The following is an 18,973-nucleotide window of genomic DNA, read 5'->3' as shown; positions in this document are numbered from 1 at the left end:
TTTTTAATAATCTCTAGTTTGTCTTGGTAACAGGACAAACTTTTTTATATGCGTTAAAATTCTGATGACTAATACCATTTCTTTTCCGTAACTACGATAAATCAAATATTTATGGTTAAAAAAATCCGCCGTTTACCTAGAGTTATCAATCAGTCTTATGGTAAAGAATTTTATCATGAACCAGGAACTCCACCGGGAATGATAATTGTTGATGAAAATGCTGAAAAGCCGATCATTTTCTTAATGGACTATAACCGAACTGATTTCATTCATAAACAAATAAGTTATCCAGAAGAATGTAGTAATTATTTGAATACAGAATCTGTTTCTTGGGTAGATGTTCAAGGTTTAGGTAGCAAAGATATTTTACAGCGTTTAGGTCAATCCTTTGATTTACATCCTCTAGTTTTAGAAGATATTGTCAATATGGTAGAACGTCCGAAAATCGAAGATTATGAAGATCAATTAGTGATCATTGCTCACATGGTTGTGCCTAATCAAAATAATGGGAGTTATTATAGTGAACAAGTTAGTTTGGTATTAGGTAAACATTATGTACTAACAGTGCAGGAAGAACCTGAACATGATTGTTTTGATGGCGTAAGGATGAGAATTAATAAAGGTAAAGGAATCATCCGTAGACAAGGAAGTGATTATTTAGCTTATTCTTTATTAGATGCAATTATTGATGGATTTTTTCCAGTTTTAGAACTTTATGGCGAACGTATTAATGATTTAGAAGAGGAAGTTATTGTTAACCCAACTCAGAAAACTTTACAGAAAATTTATAAAATCAGGAGAGAATTATTGCAACTTCGTCGAGCAATTTGGCCTCAAAGAGATGCTATAAATTCTTTAATTAGAGATGGTAGTGAATTAATTAATGATGATGTGAGAGTTTATCTAAGGGACTGTTATGATCATGCAGTGCAAGTCATGGATATAGTGGAAACATACCGAGAATTAGTATCTGGATTAATGGATGTATATTTATCAGCGATTAGTAATAAAATGAATGAGATTATGAAACTCCTAACTGTGGTTTCTTCTATTTTTATTCCTTTGACTTTTATCGCTGGGGTATACGGAATGAATTTCAATACTGAAAAATCACCCCTGAATATGCCTGAATTAAATTGGTATTGGGGCTATCCCTTATGTTTAGGAGTTATGGCGTTAGTGGCTATGAGTCTGATATTCTTTTTTTGGCGACGTGGTTGGTTGAATAATTCTGTGAATTTCCAAAAAGATTTTCACCGCTAGAGATGTTTCGCAAAACACCTCTAAATTGTGAATGTATTTAAACAACGGGGGTAGCTGTGAATATAAACCACAGGAATAGTGCTAAAACCACTACACCGATTTTAACGAGTAAATGGGTGTAACCATGCGGGATAATAAAATCTTGGGTTGTCATATTCCACCTCTACTTACAGAGGAATTATTTTCTGTAAATTCTATTTGCTTATATTTCTATTATCGCCTAAAAATTATTTTCAGAGCTATTTAGTAAAGTTTTGTTAAAATTTTGTAGCTTTATTTAACATTAGCTTGTCGTTAATATTCTACAGGACTTACGCAAAATCATGAAGAAATGAACCGCAGAGGACGCAGAGGACGCGGAGAAATAAGAGTTTCAGAGAGTTATTGCGTAAGTCCTATTCTATTTAGGGCTTGCTATATGATTAATTTATTCTAAGTAGGTAGGTGGGAAAACTTATAACTATGTCATTGCGAGTGGAACGGAGTGGAACGCAGCAATCCCAAGAGTTTTGGGTAATTTACAGTTCGTTACATAGTTGGGTTGATTAGCATCTACCTACTTAGTATATTGTTTCTTAGTTTAATTTGAAAACAGGAATGGTTTAACAGATAAAATCATCCGTTCTAACTCAGGTTTATTATGTATGAGAAGATGATGTTCCTATAATTTATGATTATTTTCCACACAATCTGTAGCGAGAGATTCTCCAATAGTCTCAAAATTTTTTTGAATATCTCTCTTTAGACTCTCTGGATTAGATTGTACACCTAAAACAAATACTCTATTTTTTATATCATCTGGAATATAATTTTCTACAAAATCTAATCTATTTTCACATTCATCAAAATCAATAATTAATAAGATGTTTCTCTGTGGATATTGCCGCATGGCTTTGATATGATCATTTGTGAATTTATCTACAGTTTTTTTCCAACCATCAGCAATTGGTAAGATTTGAATAGCCCGATTATTCACATTTAAATTTTGAATAAATCCATTAATAATTTGACGATTAGCATCATCTTCAGGTAAAATTAACAGATGTGGTTTATTCTTATTTATACTCATAATTCTATATCACCACAAATCAAGGAATTAATTAGATCACCAGTAATAGGTATATCACTAAGCAATCTAATTAAAGTTGGTTCTAAGTGACTTTTTCTATCCAGAACAAAGGTGTTTTCATTGGAGAATTTTCTAATTGCTTCAGGATTATGAGAAGTTACTAAAATTTGTCCATTATTTTTAAATGAACGTCTTAGAGATGTGATAAAATGTCCAACTTCTGAGATAGAAAGATAATTATCAGGTTCATCCCAAAAGCAAAAAACTGGACCATAAAATTTATTAGCAGCTAACACTACAGTACAAAGAAAAAAGCATTTTTCACCATCAGATAAATCTTGAAAGTTAACATTCAAAGTTGCATTATTTTCAGCAAATCTCACAATTAAACTTTTGAAGTCTTTACCGATAAGTTCATTCAAAAAGTCTTGAAAATCGGGCATAACTTCCCGTAAATATTTGTCAACTTCTCTATAAGCCGCAGGATATCTACCCAGTAAACCAGAAAACCATTCCCCAATATTTGCACCATCTCTTTTTGGTTGTAAGGTTTCCCCGTTGGCATCTCCAGTCATTAAAGTAGGAATTGGGGCTAAAATAATTATATGAGCAAGCCAATTTTTAAAAGTATGAAGTGGATCTGTTTCTGATTGCTCTTGAATGACTGGAAGGGCTACCAAATGCCAATCTACTAAAAACTGAGATTCCCGATTTTCTGAACTACTATAAAGAGTAACTTGTGCTTCTTTGCGAGAGTAAATTGGATTTCCGGCAACTAAAAGTTGTTCTTCAAAAACTCGCAGCTCTTTAAATTTTTCTGGCAATTCCAAAGCCAGGACATATTTGTATAATTTTTCTTCAAGTAATACTTCTATTTCCAAGCGAATGGGAACATCATATCTGTTACGAGTAAAATCTTTAGACTTTACAAGTTGACCAACTCTATTTATCCCTCTACCAATAGATTGAAGTACCTCTAATGCAGTTGCAATAGTTGATTTACCTGTACCATTTTTTCCAATCAAGAGAGCAGATGACATCTCTTTCATGGTTAGTTCAAAGTTTTCTAAACATCTGAAGTTATGTACATATAGTCTTTGGAGCATAATCAAATAATTTCCCAGAAGGGGAATTGAAAAAACTTTATGATGGGATATACCAATTATAGGTTCAGATCCCCGACTTCGCGGTAGTTGAGCGTAGTCGAAACTCGATAACCACCTGATGCTGACAATGTAGCAGCGATTGGATTTTCACCCAACCGCTATATATTAATTAACTTCTATGCTGCTGGTACATCAATCAAGATGTTACCTTCTTCCACTTTCAGGGGATAGACAGGTAGGGTTTTTTCTGGGGAAACCTTTCCCAATAATTTACCTACTACTGGTGGAAAGGGACACCAGGTTTTTACTTCCCCATTACTTAAGTCAAAAGCACTGCGATGGAAAGAACAAACGATCGCCCCATTTTCAATTTTCCCTTTTGTTAAGGACAGTTTGAGGTGAGGGCAGGTATTATCTACAGCGTAAAGTTTATTTTCGTGGTTGAGGAGTAGGATTTTGCGATCGCCTACTTTGACTACTTCTCTCGCACCAGCAGCAAGTGCATCAACTGTTAAAACTTTAGTCCAAGCCATGAGATTCTCCTTATCTTCAATAGACCTGTTGTTAGTTTCCCGCAATTTTGTCCTGTGCGATCGCTAATATGGAAAATTTAAATTTCTGTAAACTCGATAGTTTTCACAAAAGCTAAAATCGTTTGCTTAATTTTCTCGGCTTCTTCTTTGACAGAACTAGGAGTTTCACCATTTAAAAAACTGCGTTGGCTACTGACTATATATAAACATTCGCTATTGACAAAGGATAGTAATCCTCGATAAGCATCTAATCTAATGCCATTACCATTATTTTCATGTTTGGAAATTGTTGATCCTTTGGGCATATCAACTAATACATAATAATATCTTTCTAAGCTATCTTGTAAATATTCTGTATACTTGACTTCAGCACCAGGGACATTAGAAATAATTGCCTGGGGAACATATTTATCTACAAGAATTTGATGGAAATATGTTTCCTCTCCTTGAAATTCTATATCATCAATCTGTTCTGGAGAGAGAGGATAATAATCAATTCTTAGTAAAGTTCCTAAATCATCAGAAAAGCCAACCATTCCTTCTTGACTTTGAATTCTCCCCCCAGCTTCGGAATCAAGAGGAATAGGAACTGTAAAATTACCAAATGGTGATTGATAAATTTGTTCACCAGATTCATTAAATATGACTGGTTCATATTCTTCATCTATATATTCTTGCTCATCTCCGGCTTCAATTGCAGCTATTACTTCTTTGACAATTTCTTCGGCTTCCTCATCTTCTAATTCTAAAGCTATTTGTAGTTCTTTTAAATAAGGTTTTTTGTCTGCGGGAATAATTAGATCCTCAGCTTCTAAAAGCATAATTACTCCAGCCGCAAAACCATCTAACACTACTTCATCAGAAATACCAGCATTAGCAGCATTAAATAAAGCTCCTAGTCCGGTCTTTTCAGCAATTTCTATGAGTCTATCAATAGTTTCTAACATTTCTTCTTCGGAATATTCGTCAAAAATCTCGAATTCCCAGAGAATATCAGCTAAACTTTCCGCATCTATATCTTCAATTCCAGAATCAACTATTGTTGTAATTACCGCAATAGCCGCAACCGCTTCTTCTTGATTTAATGATTCTTCTATGATCTCTGGCGATTTAAAAATGTAATCATACTTTGTCATAATTTCTATCTCCTCAATGTCTCTATTTTTATTTAACTTTTCGGTTGAGAAATACGGATTTCAATATCTTCTAATGTGCGTAATAATAGACGATTTGCCTGCAATTGCCAACCCCATTTTTGAATTTTAAAGGCTGCTACAGTTCCGGCGATCGCTGCTAATAAGCATATAGGTTGATTCAGAGAAATCCCAAACAGCAAACCTAAACCAGCAATCCCCCAAAAAGGCAATGATACGGCTTGTCTTTGCTCTTCCACAATTTCTGCAATTTTACTATACTGCATTGTGTCTAATAATGCAGCTTTTATTTGTCGCTGTTCCGCCAATGATACTGATAAACCGATTTTACGGCGCAGTTTTTCCATTTTGCGGGCATCAGTGCTATACTCCGTCAGTTCATCTTCAGCCATTTTTCGTAGTCGTTCTAATTGTGACATGGTAAATTAAGCTTTTTACTGTATTACAACTATTATTCTGCATTTGTGAACAAATACCAATAGATTAGTTCAATAAGACAGTTGAGGAGAACACCGTGCAAAAATCTTCTGGGTTATTTTTGCCGCGCGGCGCTAGATATGGCATCATTAAGAGGAAAAATTCAGTATTATGGGATGACACTCCGGCTATTTCCCCAAAAACACCACAATAAGTTATGAAAAAAACTTGGTTTCGATTAGGAATAATGGGAATATTTCTGCTTTCACTCAGCCTACGTTTTTGGGGATTGGACAGATTTAATACTTTAGTATTTGATGAAGTTTATTTTGCTAAATTTGGTAATAATTATCTGACAAATACACCATTTTTTAATGCCCATCCTCCCCTAAGTCAATATTTGATTGGGTTGGGGATTTGGATTAGTAATTATATTCCCATAAATAAAGATATCGTCAATAGTTTAACTGGTTCTTTATTATCTCCTTGGAGTTATCGTTGGGTAAATGCCCTGACTGGCTCATTTATTCCTGTAGTAGTTACTTTATTAAGTTATCAGATTAGTTATCGTCATCGTTTTGCTTTATTGGCAGGTTTTTTTACAGCTTGTGATGGTCTATTTTTGGTAGAATCTCGTTATGCTCTCAGCAATATTTATATAGTTATTTTTGGGTTACTAGGACAATGGTTATTATTATTAGCATTAGAAAAGCCAAAGCATAAACGGTGGTTTTTATTAATTATTTCGGGGATCAGTTTTGGCGCTTCTATTGGCACTAAATGGAATGGTTTATGGTTTTTAAGTGGTGCTTATAGTCTATGGATAACAGCTTGGATAATTCGCTGGCTACAATCTTTTGATCTGAAATCGCGCGTTCCTTTATTTTCTTATTTGCGTTTTTTTAATCATTCTCGGAATTCCCCAAATATTACTATAAAAACACCATTGCTAAACCTGACACAACTAAATATTTGGCAAATGTTTGCCTATTTAGGCATTATTCCTATAGTTGTTTATAGTCTGATTTGGATTCCTCATCTTCAACTTGATCAAAGATATGGATTTATTGAAGTTCACAAACAAATTTTACAATTTCATCTCCAATTAGGTGGTAATAGTTCTAATATTCATCCTTATTGTGCAGCATGGTACAAATGGCCATTGTTAACTCGGCCAATGGCTTATTATTATCAAACTACTCAAAGTATTAATGATTCCTTACCTGTATTTGGACCTCCTTTACCTAGTGGTGCTGGTAAAGTAGTTTATGATGTTCATGCCATGGGAAATCCTTTTTTATGGTGGTTTGGTTTGGCTGCTATGATATTTTTAATGGGGATGGTGATTATGAAAATCATCTTCCCAGGGATAGAAAAAAAGCTTTTATATATACCCAAAAATCTCAGCGTGGATACTTGGATTGGTTTATTTTTAGTGATCAATTATGGGGCTAATTTATTACCTTGGGTGAAGGTGACAAGATGTGTTTTTATCTATCATTATATGTCTGCGGTTGTTTTTACATTTATAGCGATCGCCTGGTTTGTTGATCAATGTCTGCTTAGTTATGATCGGACATTGCGGTTTGTCGGTGTAACTATAACTTTTATAATTATCGCTGCTTTTATTGTCTGGATGCCTATTTATCTCGGTTTACCCATCTCTCCTGACGGTTATAGAATGCGGATGTGGTTTAGTTCTTGGATTTGATTTAAATTAAAATATTTTTCTTAATATATATACACAAATTTTATAGCTTTAATCATGTTACTTTTTACATTTCTTATCAGTAGTTTACGTAAGTAACTGTTAAATTGTGTAAGAATAGCAGGTAAGAGCAACTATAACAACAAGCTTTGCCACCATTAATGGTACTAAATCAAAGAATATTTTTATAGATGTGAAAAACCAGATTAAATCTACATATTTTTTATACTCCCAAATTATGGAGGAGAAGCGTTATGAATATCAATCTAAAGCAGCAGCATATTAATATCACTAGCTTAAAAGAAGCAGCAATACATCTGGCTAGTGAGATTCAACCTCATGGGATTTTATTAGTATTACAAGAGCCAGATTTACAAATATTACAAGTCAGTAAAAATGCTTCTAACACCTTTGGCATATCTCCCGAAGATATGGTGCAACAGGAGTTAGAAGATTTATTAGATCCTTACCAAATTCAAAAAATTAAATTTTGGTTGTCAGAAGAAAATCTAGATTTTATTAACCCTACAAAAATCTGGATTAGAAAAAAAGGAGATGAATATACAGTATTTGATGCTGTTTTTCATCGCAATCCTGAAGGTTTTTTAATCCTAGAATTAGAACCTACTACTACCCAAGAAAATATTCCTTTTTTAAGTTTTTATCATTTAGCCAAAGCTTCAATTAACCGCTTAGAGCAAAATAGAAATTTAGCTGACTTTAGTCGAATCATTGTCCAAGAAATCCGAAAAATGACAGGATTTGACAGAGTAATGTTATATAAATTTGGTGATGATGGCCATGGTTCTGTGATTGCTGAAGAAAAAATAGATGGTTTAGAACCTTATTTAGGGTTACATTATCCAGAGTCAGATATTCCCCGGCCAGCGCGAAAATTATTTCTAGAAAACTCCATTAGGATTATTCCCGATACCAACTTTCAATCATCAGTAGAGCTTTTTCCCAAAGTTAATCCATTCACGGGAAAACCCATTGATTTAACTAATTCAATTCTCAGAAATGCTGCCCCTTGTCATATAGAATATTTACATAATATGGGTGTGGGCGCATCTTTAACAATCTCCTTAATTAAAGACAAAAAACTTTGGGGTTTAATTGCTTGTCATCATCAATCACCAAAATTTGTTTCCTATGAATTACGGAAAGCCTGTGAATTTTTAGGCAGAGTCATCTTTGCAGAAATTTCCGCCAGAGAAGAAACAGAAGACTATGATTATCGGATGAATTTGAAACAAATTCAATCATCATTGGTTGAATATATGTCTCAAGAAGAAGACTTTATTGATGGTTTAGTCAGAAATCAACCAAATATTCTAGATTTAACAAATGCTCAAGGAGCAGCAATATATCTGGGTGGTAAGTATACCCTGATTGGCAATACTCCTAAAGAAGAAGAACTGAATTTTTTAGTAGAATGGTTGAAAAATAATGTCGAAAATGAGGTTTTTTATACAGACTCTTTGCCGAAGATTTATCCAGATGCGATTAGTTTTAAAAATGTTGCCAGTGGTTTATTAGCTATTCCCATTTCCGAGCAAAATTATGTATTGTGGTTTCGACCTGAAGTAATTCAAACTGTAAATTGGGGTGGAAATCCCCATCAAGCTTTTTCTGTAAATCAATCGGGAGACAATGTCCGGCTGTCTCCACGGCAATCATTTGAATTATGGAAAGAAATAGTTCAACTAACATCTTTACCTTGGCAATCTGTAGAAATTAAAGCTGCATTAGAACTACGCAAAACAATCATCAATATTGTCTTACGTCAAGCTGATGAATTAGCACAATTAGCACAGGATTTAGAACGTTCTAACGCAGAATTGAAAAAGTTTGCCTATGTCGCTTCTCATGATTTGCAAGAACCACTAAATCAAGTAGCCAATTATGTGCAACTGTTGGAAATGCGCTATGAAGCAGCACTCGATGAGGATGGAAAAGAGTTTATTGGTTATGTGGTTGAAGGCGTAAGTTTAATGCAGACGTTGATTGATGACGTACTTGCATATTCCAAAGTAGATACATTAGGAGTTGCTTTTCAAGTCATAGAAGTTGAAAAAGCTTTAGATCGGGCTGTGAGCAATTTACGTCAACGCATTGCTGAAACCGGCGCAACCATTACCTATGATCCCTTACCTACCGTCATGGCTGATGGTACACAATTAATCCAGCTATTTTTGAACCTCATTGGTAACGCTATCAAGTTCCGCAGTAGTCAACCACCAAAAATTCATATCGCAGCGGAAAGATTAGAAGATGAATGGTTATTCTCTGTTCGAGATAACGGAATTGGTATAGATCCACAATTTAGCGATCGCATTTTTATCATCTTTCAACGTCTACACACCAGAGATGAATATCCCGGTACAGGAATGGGTTTGGCTATTTGTAAAAAAATCCTCGAATGTCATCGAGGGCGGATCTGGGTAGAGTCACAACTCGGTCAGGGCGCTACTTTCTACTTTACGATTCCCGTCAGAGGCCGTGATAATGAGCATCGAAATGGCAGAAACTCACAAAACAATCTTTTTAGTGGAGGACAATAAAGCTGATGTTCGTCTTATTCAAGAAGCATTAAAAAGCAGTTCATTACCTCATCAAGTAGTGACAGTTAGGGATGGTGTAGACGCTATGGCTTATCTTCGTAAAGAAGGAGAATATGCAGATGCACCACGTCCTGACTTGATATTATTGGATTTGAATTTACCGAGAAAAGATGGACGGGAAGTATTAGCAGAAATTAAAGCTGATCCACAATTAAAACGTATTCCCGTCGTCATATTGACAACCTCGAAAAATCAAGATGATATTTTCCATAGTTATGACTTACACGCCAACTGTTACATCACCAAATCTCGTAACCTCAGTCAGCTATTCCAAATCATCAAAGGGATTGAAGAATTTTGGTTTTCTACCGCAACTTTACCGTTAGAATAAAAAGATAAATATTCAATATACCCTTGGAGAACCAGACAAAAATTTACCGCACTCGCAAGAGGTCAAACCAAGAAATGATGGCTGCGACCTACTCATTAAAAATCCTATTAATTGAAGATAACTTAGCAGAAGCTAGGCTATTACAAGAGTTTATCAAACAAGCTCAAGCTCAAGAATTTAGTTTAGTTCATGTCCAAAGACTACGAGACGGAATTAACAAATTAAACAGCGAAAATTATGATGTAATTTTGTTAGATTTGACTCTTCCTGATAGTCAAGGATTATCTTCTATCCCACAGTTAATGGAGCAAAATCCTAGCACTCCTATCATAGTTCTCACTAACACAAATGATCAAGAACTAGCCATTGAAGCTGTCAGACAAGGAGCGCAAGATTACCTAGTTAAAAGACAAGTAAATCCAGATACATTAGTGCGTTCCGTACGATATGCTATAGAACGCAAGCAGGTTTTAGAACAATTACGAACAGTCAATCAAACATTAGAAACCAAAGTTGAAGAAAGAACGGCGGAACTATTAAAAGCCCAGGAAATAAATCAGTTTAAATCTGAATTTGTTTCCATGCTTTCCCATGATATTCGTAATCCTTTAAACACCATTCTCCTAGCGGCTGGATTACTCCAAAAGCATAATGAAGGATTGACAAGTGATAGAAAAATTAATCATTTGCAACTCATTCGCACAGCCATTAAAAATGTCTCACATTTATTAGATGAAGCCTCGTTAATTGGTCAAGCTGATGCAGGTCAATTATCCTACCAACCACAGATAATTTATTTAGAAAACTTATGTTATGAATTAACAGAACAAGCTCAATTATCTGCCCAAGAAAAAGACTTGAATTTAATTTTTACAAGTTCTGATAATTATTTTCAGTTTTGGGGAGATGAAACTCTATTAAAGCATATTGTTGGTAATTTACTCAATAATGCTATTAAATATTCACTTCCCGGTGGTACAATCTTTTTTGAATTAAGTAAACAAGAAAAATCTGTAATTTTGAGATTTCAAGATCAGGGAATTGGGATTACAGAAGAAGACCAAAAACAACTATTTCAACCATTTTATCGCGGAGAAAATGTCGGCATAATTGCTGGTAGTGGTTTGGGATTAACTATTGTCAAACAATGTGTTGATGCACATGGTGGTGAAATCACAGTTAATAGTCAAGTGGGAGTAGGTTCAACTTTTACAGTAACTTTGCCAAATATAGCAATCCTAAATGAGTAGGGGCGTATCCCTGACGGAAGATGGAAGCATCAGCATTCGGAGCATAAACTTGGGAAAAAACCGATAATTTATCGTCCGAATGCTTGGAATATTGTTTCTAATGAGCGATCGCTCTCATTTATAATATATATAAGTAATTAGACAAAAATAAATCAACTTAGATTAAGTAATGTAAAAAATATTGAGATGATTTGGTAGTAAGGGCTTCAGCCCTTAAATGAGGACTAAAGTCCTCACTACAAACCTGGAATTATTTAGTCCGTTCGACTTAGTCGGTTTTAACCGACTTGAGCTTTTAGACAGAGAATTTATTCTCTGGATTAATTCTGAAGTAATGATAGCATTAAGGCAGAGCCTATATAATTTATTCCCTGTCATAGACAGGGAACGAGAGTAACTAAGTCAACGTAAATAATTGAATTTTTACATCCTTTCTAAAACCTTAATTCCCAACAAAGATAATCCCAACTTGAGAGTTTTTGCAGTTAAATCACATAACATTAACCGTGAAGTTCTAGCAGGTTCTTCAGATTTGAGAACAGGACAATTTTCATAGAACTTATTAAACTTATCGCTGAGTTGATACAAATAATCACACAAACGATTTGGTAATAAATCTTGTTCTACTTCTTTAATAACTTCATCAAGTTGTAAAAGATGTTTTGCTAAAGTTAATTCTGCATCTTCCTTCAGTAAGATTTGGCGGTTTATTCCCAAGTTGGTAAAATCAATATTTCCTTGACGACTAATACCTTGAATTCTCACATAAGCATAGAGAAGATAAGGGGCTGTATTGCCTTTGAGAGATAACATTTTGTCATAACTAAAGACATAGCTACTGGTGCGATTTTGGCTTAAATCAGCATATTTAACCGCACTAATCCCGACAACTTCCGCGACATTTTGAATAAATTCTTCTGTTTCGACTCGTTCATCTTCTTTTAATCTACTTTCTATGTCTGCACGAGCGCGGTTAATGGCTTCATCTAACAAATCTCGCAACCGCACAGTATCCCCAGAACGAGTTTTAAATTTTTTGCCATCTTCACCTAACACTAACCCAAAAGGAACATGAACTAATTCCACATCTTCCGGTATCCAATTTGCTTTTCTTGCTACTTGGAAAAATTGGGAAAAGTGATTAGATTGTCCTTCGTCTGTAACATAAACTATCCGCTTGGCTTTATCTTCTTGAATCCGATAACGGAGGGCTGCTAAATCTGTAGTTGCATAATTATAACCACCGTCAGTTTTTTGGACAATTAAAGGTAAAGGATTACCTTCTCTATTCGTAAAACCATCTAAAAAAACACATTTTGCCCCTTGGTTTTCTTCTAGTAATCCCGTTGTTTCTAAATCTGCGACAACTTTTGGTAATAAAGGATTATAAAAAGATTCACCTCTTTCTACTAATTCGACATTTAGTAAATCATAAATGATTTGAAATTCTTGTCGAGATTGTTCACATAAAAGTTTCCAAGCATGAAGTGTATCTTCCGCACCAGCTTGTAATCTTACAACTTCTTGACGGGAAGTTTCTTGAAAAATCGGATCTTCATCAAACCGCTGTTTAGCTTTGCGGTAAAAACTCACTAAATCTCCAATATCTAAAGCATTTGCGGTGGTGAGTGCTTCTGGATAAACTTCCCGTAAATAGGTAATTAACATCCCAAATTGCGTACCCCAATCACCCACATGATTTAACCGCAAAACAGCATGGCCACAAAATTCTAAAATCCGGGCAATGGAATCACCAATAATTGTCGAACGTAAATGTCCAACGTGCATTTCTTTGGCAATATTCGGACTAGAAAAATCAACAATTTGCTTTTGGGGAGTTGTCGCTGTGGGTATTCCCAATCTAGAATCTGCTTGAATGGCGTTGAGTTGCGCTTCTAGATAAGATGTTTGTAATTTGAGGTTAATAAAACCAGGCCCAGCGATTTCTGGAGGTTCACAAATATCAGATACATCTAGGTTATTGACAATTTCAGTAGCAATGATTCGGGGTTGCTTTCCTAACTTTTTACTCAGTGATAAAGCCACATTAGCCTGATAATCACCAAATTTAGGATTACTGGCAGAAACCAAAATTGGATCTGTATTGGTATAATCTGTACCAAAAGCAGCCACTAAAGCCTGTGTTAATTTTAGTTTTAGTTGTTCTTGTGTAGCGTTCATTATCTAAATTGAATCTGCGTCAAAAGTGCTGTAATGCTTGATTTTAGCTTAAAAATATAGTTATACCAAATAGACATCTCCAGAAATTAAATATGCGTACTCTGAAACCCTTGTAGGGACAATTCATGAATTGTCCCTACATTCTTTTTTGGAGATGTCTAATTAAGATCAAACTGCACAGAATCATAAAATCCATCCTTATCTGCGTTCATCTGCGTTCATCTGCGGTTAATTTTCATTTTATCCAATTTCCTGGCGACGTTCTTTGAGTTTCAGCATAATTTCTGTATGAATATCGCGGGTAAGAGGATAGAAATAATTTAAAATCAAACCCAAACTCAGGAAGAATATTGTAACTGGACTAACTACAATCCGAATTGCTAATAATGCCGAATCAGGTTGTGTAGAAATTTGTCCAGCGACAGATGGGTTAAAACCTAATGCTTGCAAAACATTACCTACTAAAAATAACCCAAAGGCTAAACCAAATTTTTGCAATAAAACCATAAAACCATAATATATACCTTCCCTTCTTTGTCCAGTTTGGAGTTCATCTAAATCAATAACATCAGGAATCATGGACGCAGGAATTAAATAGGCTGTAGAAAGTCCTACACCTGCAATCATAGCAATGATATACATTAACCAAATTTGTTGGGGTTGGACAAAAAATAGTCCACCTGTGGCAATTATCCATAAACTTACACCCAGGAGATAAACCATTTTTTTACCAATTTTCTTACTTAAATGACTCCAAACAAAGAGCATAAATAAAGCCGTAACTTGGACTACAATCATTACCAGGGGGACATCTGAGTTTTGTAATCCCATGCAGTAAATGATGAAATAGGGAAGAATAGAAGCGGTAACATTTGCACCCAACCACGAACAGAGAAATATAGAAATAACAAATAGGAACGGTTTGTTTGTCCAAATAGTGGTTAGTTGTTCCAGCAGGGGAATTTTTTCGGGTTCTTCTTGTTGATTACGTTCTTTTTCAAAGGATAAAATGCGATCGCGTGTCCCATAAACACACAAATACAAACTTATCACTGCAACTAAACTACAAATCCCTGCTAACACTAAATACTGTTGTTGAGGATCGGCAATTTGCGAAAAAATAATTATTGCCAAAACTAATGATAAAATATCGCCACTAATCGAAAATGTGAAGCGAAAACTATTTAAATTAGTGCGTTCATCATAATCCTGAGTCAGTTCAGGAGTCATGGCTGCATAAGGCAAATTCACCACAGTAAATAACGCCTCAGATATCACACCTATGACGACATAATACCAAAATAATAACCAAATATTACTACTTTGATTGGCACTAAATTGGGGAACAACCCACAACAAAAACCGAGAAATAGCAAAAGGAATAGCCCCATACAATAGCCAAGGAAGACGACGACCCCAACGACGGGATTTAGTGTTATCCGTTAGCCAACCTACCATAGGATCATTAATAGCATCCCAAATTTTACCAATCATTAAAATGCTACCAGCTAAACCGGCGGGAATACCAGCAACATTAGTAAAGAATAGCAACATAAATATAACGCCTATGTTACCAGTCATTGATTGGCCTAAAGTGCCTACACCATAGGCCAACTTAGTTTTAAAATCTAATTTTTCACTTGTAGGCGTGTGTTTAAACCCATCATTATCATCTAACATTCAATGTTACGCCTTTATACAAATGAAACTTGAGTATTTTTGAGATAGGACTTACGCAAAAGAGAACAAAAGTAGGGGTAATTCATGAATTACCCCTAGTATATAACAAGAGTTTCATTAAATATAAAATAAAACTATAGTTCGTAGTGAGGGATTTATCCCTCAACACAAGGATGATCAGGACTAAAGTCCTAACTACAAACTTTAATTTATTTCCACCTAGCAACTTACATCTTAAACCTTTTACGAATAGCTTCTATTACTTGAGTTTCTTCTGATGTAATTACGCCATCTAAATTAGCAATTTTTTCACATTGTGCTAGCAACGCAACTGCAAAATCACTATTAATTTGCTCCAGTAATTTTTCTAAAGATGGTGGTGATTTAATATGAGCAGCAATTTCATCCAAAGAAGCAGGACTCAGATTAGCTGCTTTTAACTCTGGTAAAATATTTTCCCAAGATTTATCAGGATTACCAACTAACACAATATGAACCAATATTTGATCCATAATCTTGGTTTGAGAAACAGCAGCTTCTAAATATTTTTCGCTCTCTTTTTGAGCATCTACCAAAGTCGCTTCTAAAGTTAATGGATTTTGTTTTGCTTCATAAAATTGACAAGCAGCATAACCTAATCCATAAATCATCACGGCATTTGAACTAGCACCAATCACTGCACCAGCAACAGGCAGATTTCGCAATAAACCTAAACCAGCTTTGATAGCGGTTTTTCCTCCTAAGCCTAAACCAAAAATAGCTACTACTTCACCTTTACGTTCTGAATTTTGTAAATCCATTCCATAAGCAGCAGCAATTTGATAAACTAACTCAGCCGATAATGCAGCCGTCGCTACGTAATCTACTGCAAACATGGCAGCAGCTTGTCCAGGTGCAAGACTACTAGCAAGACCACTTGTTCCAGCAAGAAGTGACTTTTCCAACATCAAACGATGGGCAATTTCTGGAGGTTTTTCATTTGGATACTCTTGTTGTAATTTTCTTACAGCAGCCTCAGCTTTCACCACATCTACTTGATCCATTAAAGGATTTAACCAATCCTGATTTAATGATTTGATCGCAGTTTGTAAGGTGGGATTATTACCAACAATTGCTAATGCTTGTCCTACAACTTGGGTCGCTTGTATGGCTGCACCTCCAACAGCACCACCAAGACCTATAGCTGCACCAGCAACAGCACTACCAACACCTATAGCTGCACCACCAACAACCTGCCCTGCTTGTATAGCTGCACCACCAACAGCACCACCAACACCCAAAGCTGCACCACCAACCGCTTCTGCTGTTCCTGCGATCACACCAAAAAAGGAATTAAACAAAGATGGTTTTTGTGTAGATAACTGACTTTCTGTTTTCTGCACTATCAATGTATAATTTAATTCTACTTCTTCCTGCCAATCTGGAAAATCTTCACCTGCTTCTCGTGCATATATTTTTACTTTCTTCACAGAGTCAATAGATAAATTCAGTAAGTTATCACGAATACAAGAAATGATTGACTCTTTTTCTGGAACTTTTGCTGATTCTAGCATTATCTGGAGACAGTCCTGTTTAAGAGTTGTTTTGACAGTAATACTAGGTGAGTGCAACCACTGATTAACAAGATTATTAATCGCGTTGATATCCCCTGACTTTGCAAGTTCGCTATGATTAAACTGGTTCATAAATTTATAAGTGAAAACACTTTATATACAGTAATCGTATTTTACTTATAAATACCTGTCAATAAGCTTTAACTAAAATTGGTCAAAGTTAATTGCACATAGACTTTTTCAGCAAGTCTTACATAAATTCTGTGATATCAATCACACAAATTAGCAAACTTTGATCACCAAGGCAACTGACCTTCATCAAATCTTTACTATTAAAATATCACAACTTTAAGCAGTGTTCATCACTACGCTATGTCTCAAATTCAGTGAATATGGATAGTGTCAAGTATCAGGGAATCAAGCAATGCAACTCATTGATATTAGTTTTACGGAAAAAGACACAGAAATTTATACGGGAGGATTTTTTGTTGATTCAGAACCTCAAAATATTTATACTTTAGAAGATTTAGTGTGGATATTAGAACAATTATCTCAATACTTAGAACTATCAAATGCCTGTTAACTACTAATGCTAGTTATCCTCCATTTTTCTGCCTTTGTTCCTGAAGTTTTAGTATTACTTCTGCATGAATTTCGCGGGTAATTGGATAGAAGTAAGTCAGAATTAAACCTGCAATTAAACAAACTGTGGGAATAGGTCCAACAGCGATACGAATAGCTAAAAGTGCTGATTCAGGTTGTACAGGTAAAGAACTTTGTCCAGCAACAGCTTCTTTAAAACCATAAGCTTGTAAAGTATTACCGACTAAAAATAGTCCAAAAGCTAAACCAAATTTTTGCAATAAAACCATGAAACCATAGAAAATCCCTTCTCGTCGTTGTCCGGTTTGCAATTCATCTAATTCAATCACATCAGGTATCATTGACCAGGGAATTAGATAAGCTGTGGAAACTCCAATACCTGCCATGACAGCCATCACATACATTAAGCCAACTTGACCAGGTTGTAAGAAAAATAATCCAGCAGCAGCAATAATCCATGAAGTCATTCCTAAGAAATAAACAAGTTTTTTACCAATTTTTTTACTTAAATAACTCCAAATAAATAGCATAAATAAAGCTGTTCCCTGGACTGCAATCATGACTGTTGGTACATCTCCATCTTGCAGACGCATACAGTTAACTACAAAATAGGGAATAATACTAGCGGTGATTTGCACACCTAACCAAGAAAAAAGATATATAGAAATAACAAAGAGAAAAGGTTTATTACTAAAAACGATTTTTAGCTGTTCCAAAAAAGGAATTTCTGCTTCTGCTGCTAAGGGAATTCGTTTAGCTTCAAAAGCCAAAATGCGATCGCGTACCCCATAAACGCACCAATACAAAGATAAAACCGAAATCACAGTACAAACTGCGGCTAAAACTAAATACTGTTGTTGGCGATCGCTAATTTGTGAGAAAATAATTTTTGATAAAATCAACGATAAAATACTGCCACCAATGGAAAACGTAAACCGAAAACTATTTAAACTAGTCCGTTCATCATAATCCTGAGTTAATTCAGGAGTCATGGCTGTATAAGGCAAATTGACAACAGTATAGAATACCTGAGATACAATACCAATAGCTACATAATACCAAAATAAATACCACATATTACTACTTTTATCCGCAGTAAATTGGGGGACAATCCACTGCAAAAAAAAGAAAAATCCAAAGGGAATCGCCCCATATAAAAGCCAAGGTAGACGACGACCCCAACGAGGAGATTGGGTTTTATCTGTTAACATTCCCACTACAGGATCATTGACACCATCCCAAATTTTGCCAATCATCAAAATACTACCTGCCAAACCCGCCGGAATTCCTGCTACATTGGTAAAGAAAACTAGCAGGTAAAATACAGCAATATTAGCCGTAATAGCAGGTCCTAAATCGCCAGCCCCATAAGCCAGTTTGGTTTTAAAATCTAATTTTTCACTTGTCAGAGATTTTGGGAAATCGTTATTATCAGAATTATCTTTGACCATAAATCACGCTCATATTAATTGACAATTGACAATGGATAATTGACAATTAT

15 protein-coding genes are annotated in these 18,973 nt (G+C 35.1%); 6 read left to right on the top strand and 9 right to left on the bottom strand.

Going from position 1 to position 18,973, the window contains the following annotated elements; all coding sequences use genetic code 11:
- Positions 1-111 precede the first annotated feature (111 nt).
- Entirely contained in the window at positions 112-1,263 is a 1,152-nt protein-coding gene (corA, locus tag FJR04_RS17625; protein ID WP_168497130.1) for a magnesium/cobalt transporter CorA, read from the top strand.
- Between the two features lie 661 nt (positions 1,264-1,924).
- Here the strand turns inward: corA and FJR04_RS17620 are convergent.
- The 5 genes from FJR04_RS17620 to FJR04_RS17600 all read right to left on the bottom strand — a co-directional run bounded on the left by FJR04_RS17620 (position 1,925) and on the right by FJR04_RS17600 (position 5,544).
- Positions 1,925-2,332, bottom strand: coding sequence for a hypothetical protein (locus FJR04_RS17620; protein ID WP_254445309.1), 408 nt, complete (start codon positions 2,330-2,332; stop codon positions 1,925-1,927).
- Positions 2,329-3,438, bottom strand: coding sequence for an AAA family ATPase (locus FJR04_RS17615; protein ID WP_168497128.1), 1,110 nt, complete (start codon positions 3,436-3,438; stop codon positions 2,329-2,331). Before FJR04_RS17615 ends, FJR04_RS17620 begins: the two co-directional genes overlap by 4 nt.
- 176 nt (positions 3,439-3,614) lie before the next feature.
- Positions 3,615-3,971, bottom strand: a complete 357-nt coding sequence (locus FJR04_RS17610) for a Rieske (2Fe-2S) protein (RefSeq protein ID WP_168497126.1) — start codon at positions 3,969-3,971, stop codon at positions 3,615-3,617.
- A gap of 77 nt (positions 3,972-4,048) precedes the next feature.
- Positions 4,049-5,107, bottom strand: a complete 1,059-nt coding sequence (locus FJR04_RS17605) for a tellurite resistance TerB family protein (RefSeq protein WP_168497124.1) — start codon at positions 5,105-5,107, stop codon at positions 4,049-4,051.
- 32 nt (positions 5,108-5,139) lie between these two features.
- Entirely contained in the window at positions 5,140-5,544 is a 405-nt protein-coding gene (locus FJR04_RS17600; RefSeq protein ID WP_168497123.1) for a hypothetical protein, read from the bottom strand.
- 215 nt (positions 5,545-5,759) lie between these two features.
- Between FJR04_RS17600 and FJR04_RS17595 the strand changes: the two genes are divergently transcribed.
- The 4 genes from FJR04_RS17595 to FJR04_RS17580 all read left to right on the top strand — a co-directional run bounded on the left by FJR04_RS17595 (position 5,760) and on the right by FJR04_RS17580 (position 11,455).
- Positions 5,760-7,253: a dolichyl-phosphate-mannose--protein mannosyltransferase gene (locus tag FJR04_RS17595; protein WP_168497121.1), complete on the top strand. Its 1,494-nt coding sequence runs from the start codon at positions 5,760-5,762 to the stop codon at positions 7,251-7,253.
- Positions 7,254-7,504: 251 nt separating this feature from the next.
- The gene (locus FJR04_RS17590; protein ID WP_168497119.1) at positions 7,505-9,814 is read left to right on the top strand and encodes an ATP-binding protein; all 2,310 of its coding nucleotides are present in this window, start codon (positions 7,505-7,507) and stop codon (positions 9,812-9,814) included.
- Positions 9,759-10,205: a response regulator gene (locus FJR04_RS17585; RefSeq protein ID WP_168497117.1), complete on the top strand. Its 447-nt coding sequence runs from the start codon at positions 9,759-9,761 to the stop codon at positions 10,203-10,205. The genes FJR04_RS17590 and FJR04_RS17585 overlap by 56 nt, the downstream gene beginning before the upstream one ends.
- 74 nt (positions 10,206-10,279) lie before the next feature.
- On the top strand, positions 10,280-11,455 hold the full coding sequence (locus FJR04_RS17580; RefSeq protein WP_168497114.1) for a hybrid sensor histidine kinase/response regulator: 1,176 nt from the start codon (positions 10,280-10,282) through the stop codon (positions 11,453-11,455).
- 423 nt (positions 11,456-11,878) lie between these two features.
- Here the strand turns inward: FJR04_RS17580 and argS are convergent, their stop codons facing one another.
- From argS to FJR04_RS17565, 3 genes are all read right to left on the bottom strand, one after another.
- Positions 11,879-13,636 (bottom strand): arginine--tRNA ligase, encoded by a 1,758-nt coding sequence (gene argS, locus FJR04_RS17575; RefSeq protein ID WP_168497112.1) that lies wholly within the window; start codon positions 13,634-13,636, stop codon positions 11,879-11,881.
- A 240-nt stretch (positions 13,637-13,876) separates the two neighbouring features.
- Positions 13,877-15,316, bottom strand: a complete 1,440-nt coding sequence (locus FJR04_RS17570) for an MFS transporter (RefSeq protein WP_168497110.1) — start codon at positions 15,314-15,316, stop codon at positions 13,877-13,879.
- Between the two features lie 227 nt (positions 15,317-15,543).
- Positions 15,544-17,001, bottom strand: coding sequence for a hypothetical protein (locus tag FJR04_RS17565; RefSeq protein WP_168497108.1), 1,458 nt, complete (start codon positions 16,999-17,001; stop codon positions 15,544-15,546).
- A gap of 292 nt (positions 17,002-17,293) precedes the next feature.
- Here FJR04_RS17565 and FJR04_RS17560 point away from each other — a divergent pair, with 292 nt between their 5' ends.
- Complete coding sequence (locus FJR04_RS17560) at positions 17,294-17,452, top strand: hypothetical protein (RefSeq protein WP_168497106.1); 159 nt, start codon at positions 17,294-17,296, stop codon at positions 17,450-17,452.
- Positions 17,453-17,465: 13 nt separating this feature from the next.
- Here FJR04_RS17560 and FJR04_RS17555 read toward each other — a convergent pair whose 3' ends face one another.
- Positions 17,466-18,923: an MFS transporter gene (locus FJR04_RS17555; protein WP_168497105.1), complete on the bottom strand. Its 1,458-nt coding sequence runs from the start codon at positions 18,921-18,923 to the stop codon at positions 17,466-17,468.
- Positions 18,924-18,973: the final 50 nt, after the last annotated feature.

Source organism: Anabaena sp. UHCC 0204, from assembly GCF_009711975.1.
Taxonomy (GTDB): Bacteria; Cyanobacteriota; Cyanobacteriia; order Cyanobacteriales; family Nostocaceae; genus Dolichospermum.
The sequence above is the reverse complement of the archived record's forward strand: the minus strand, read 5'-3'. Positions and strand labels throughout refer to the sequence as shown.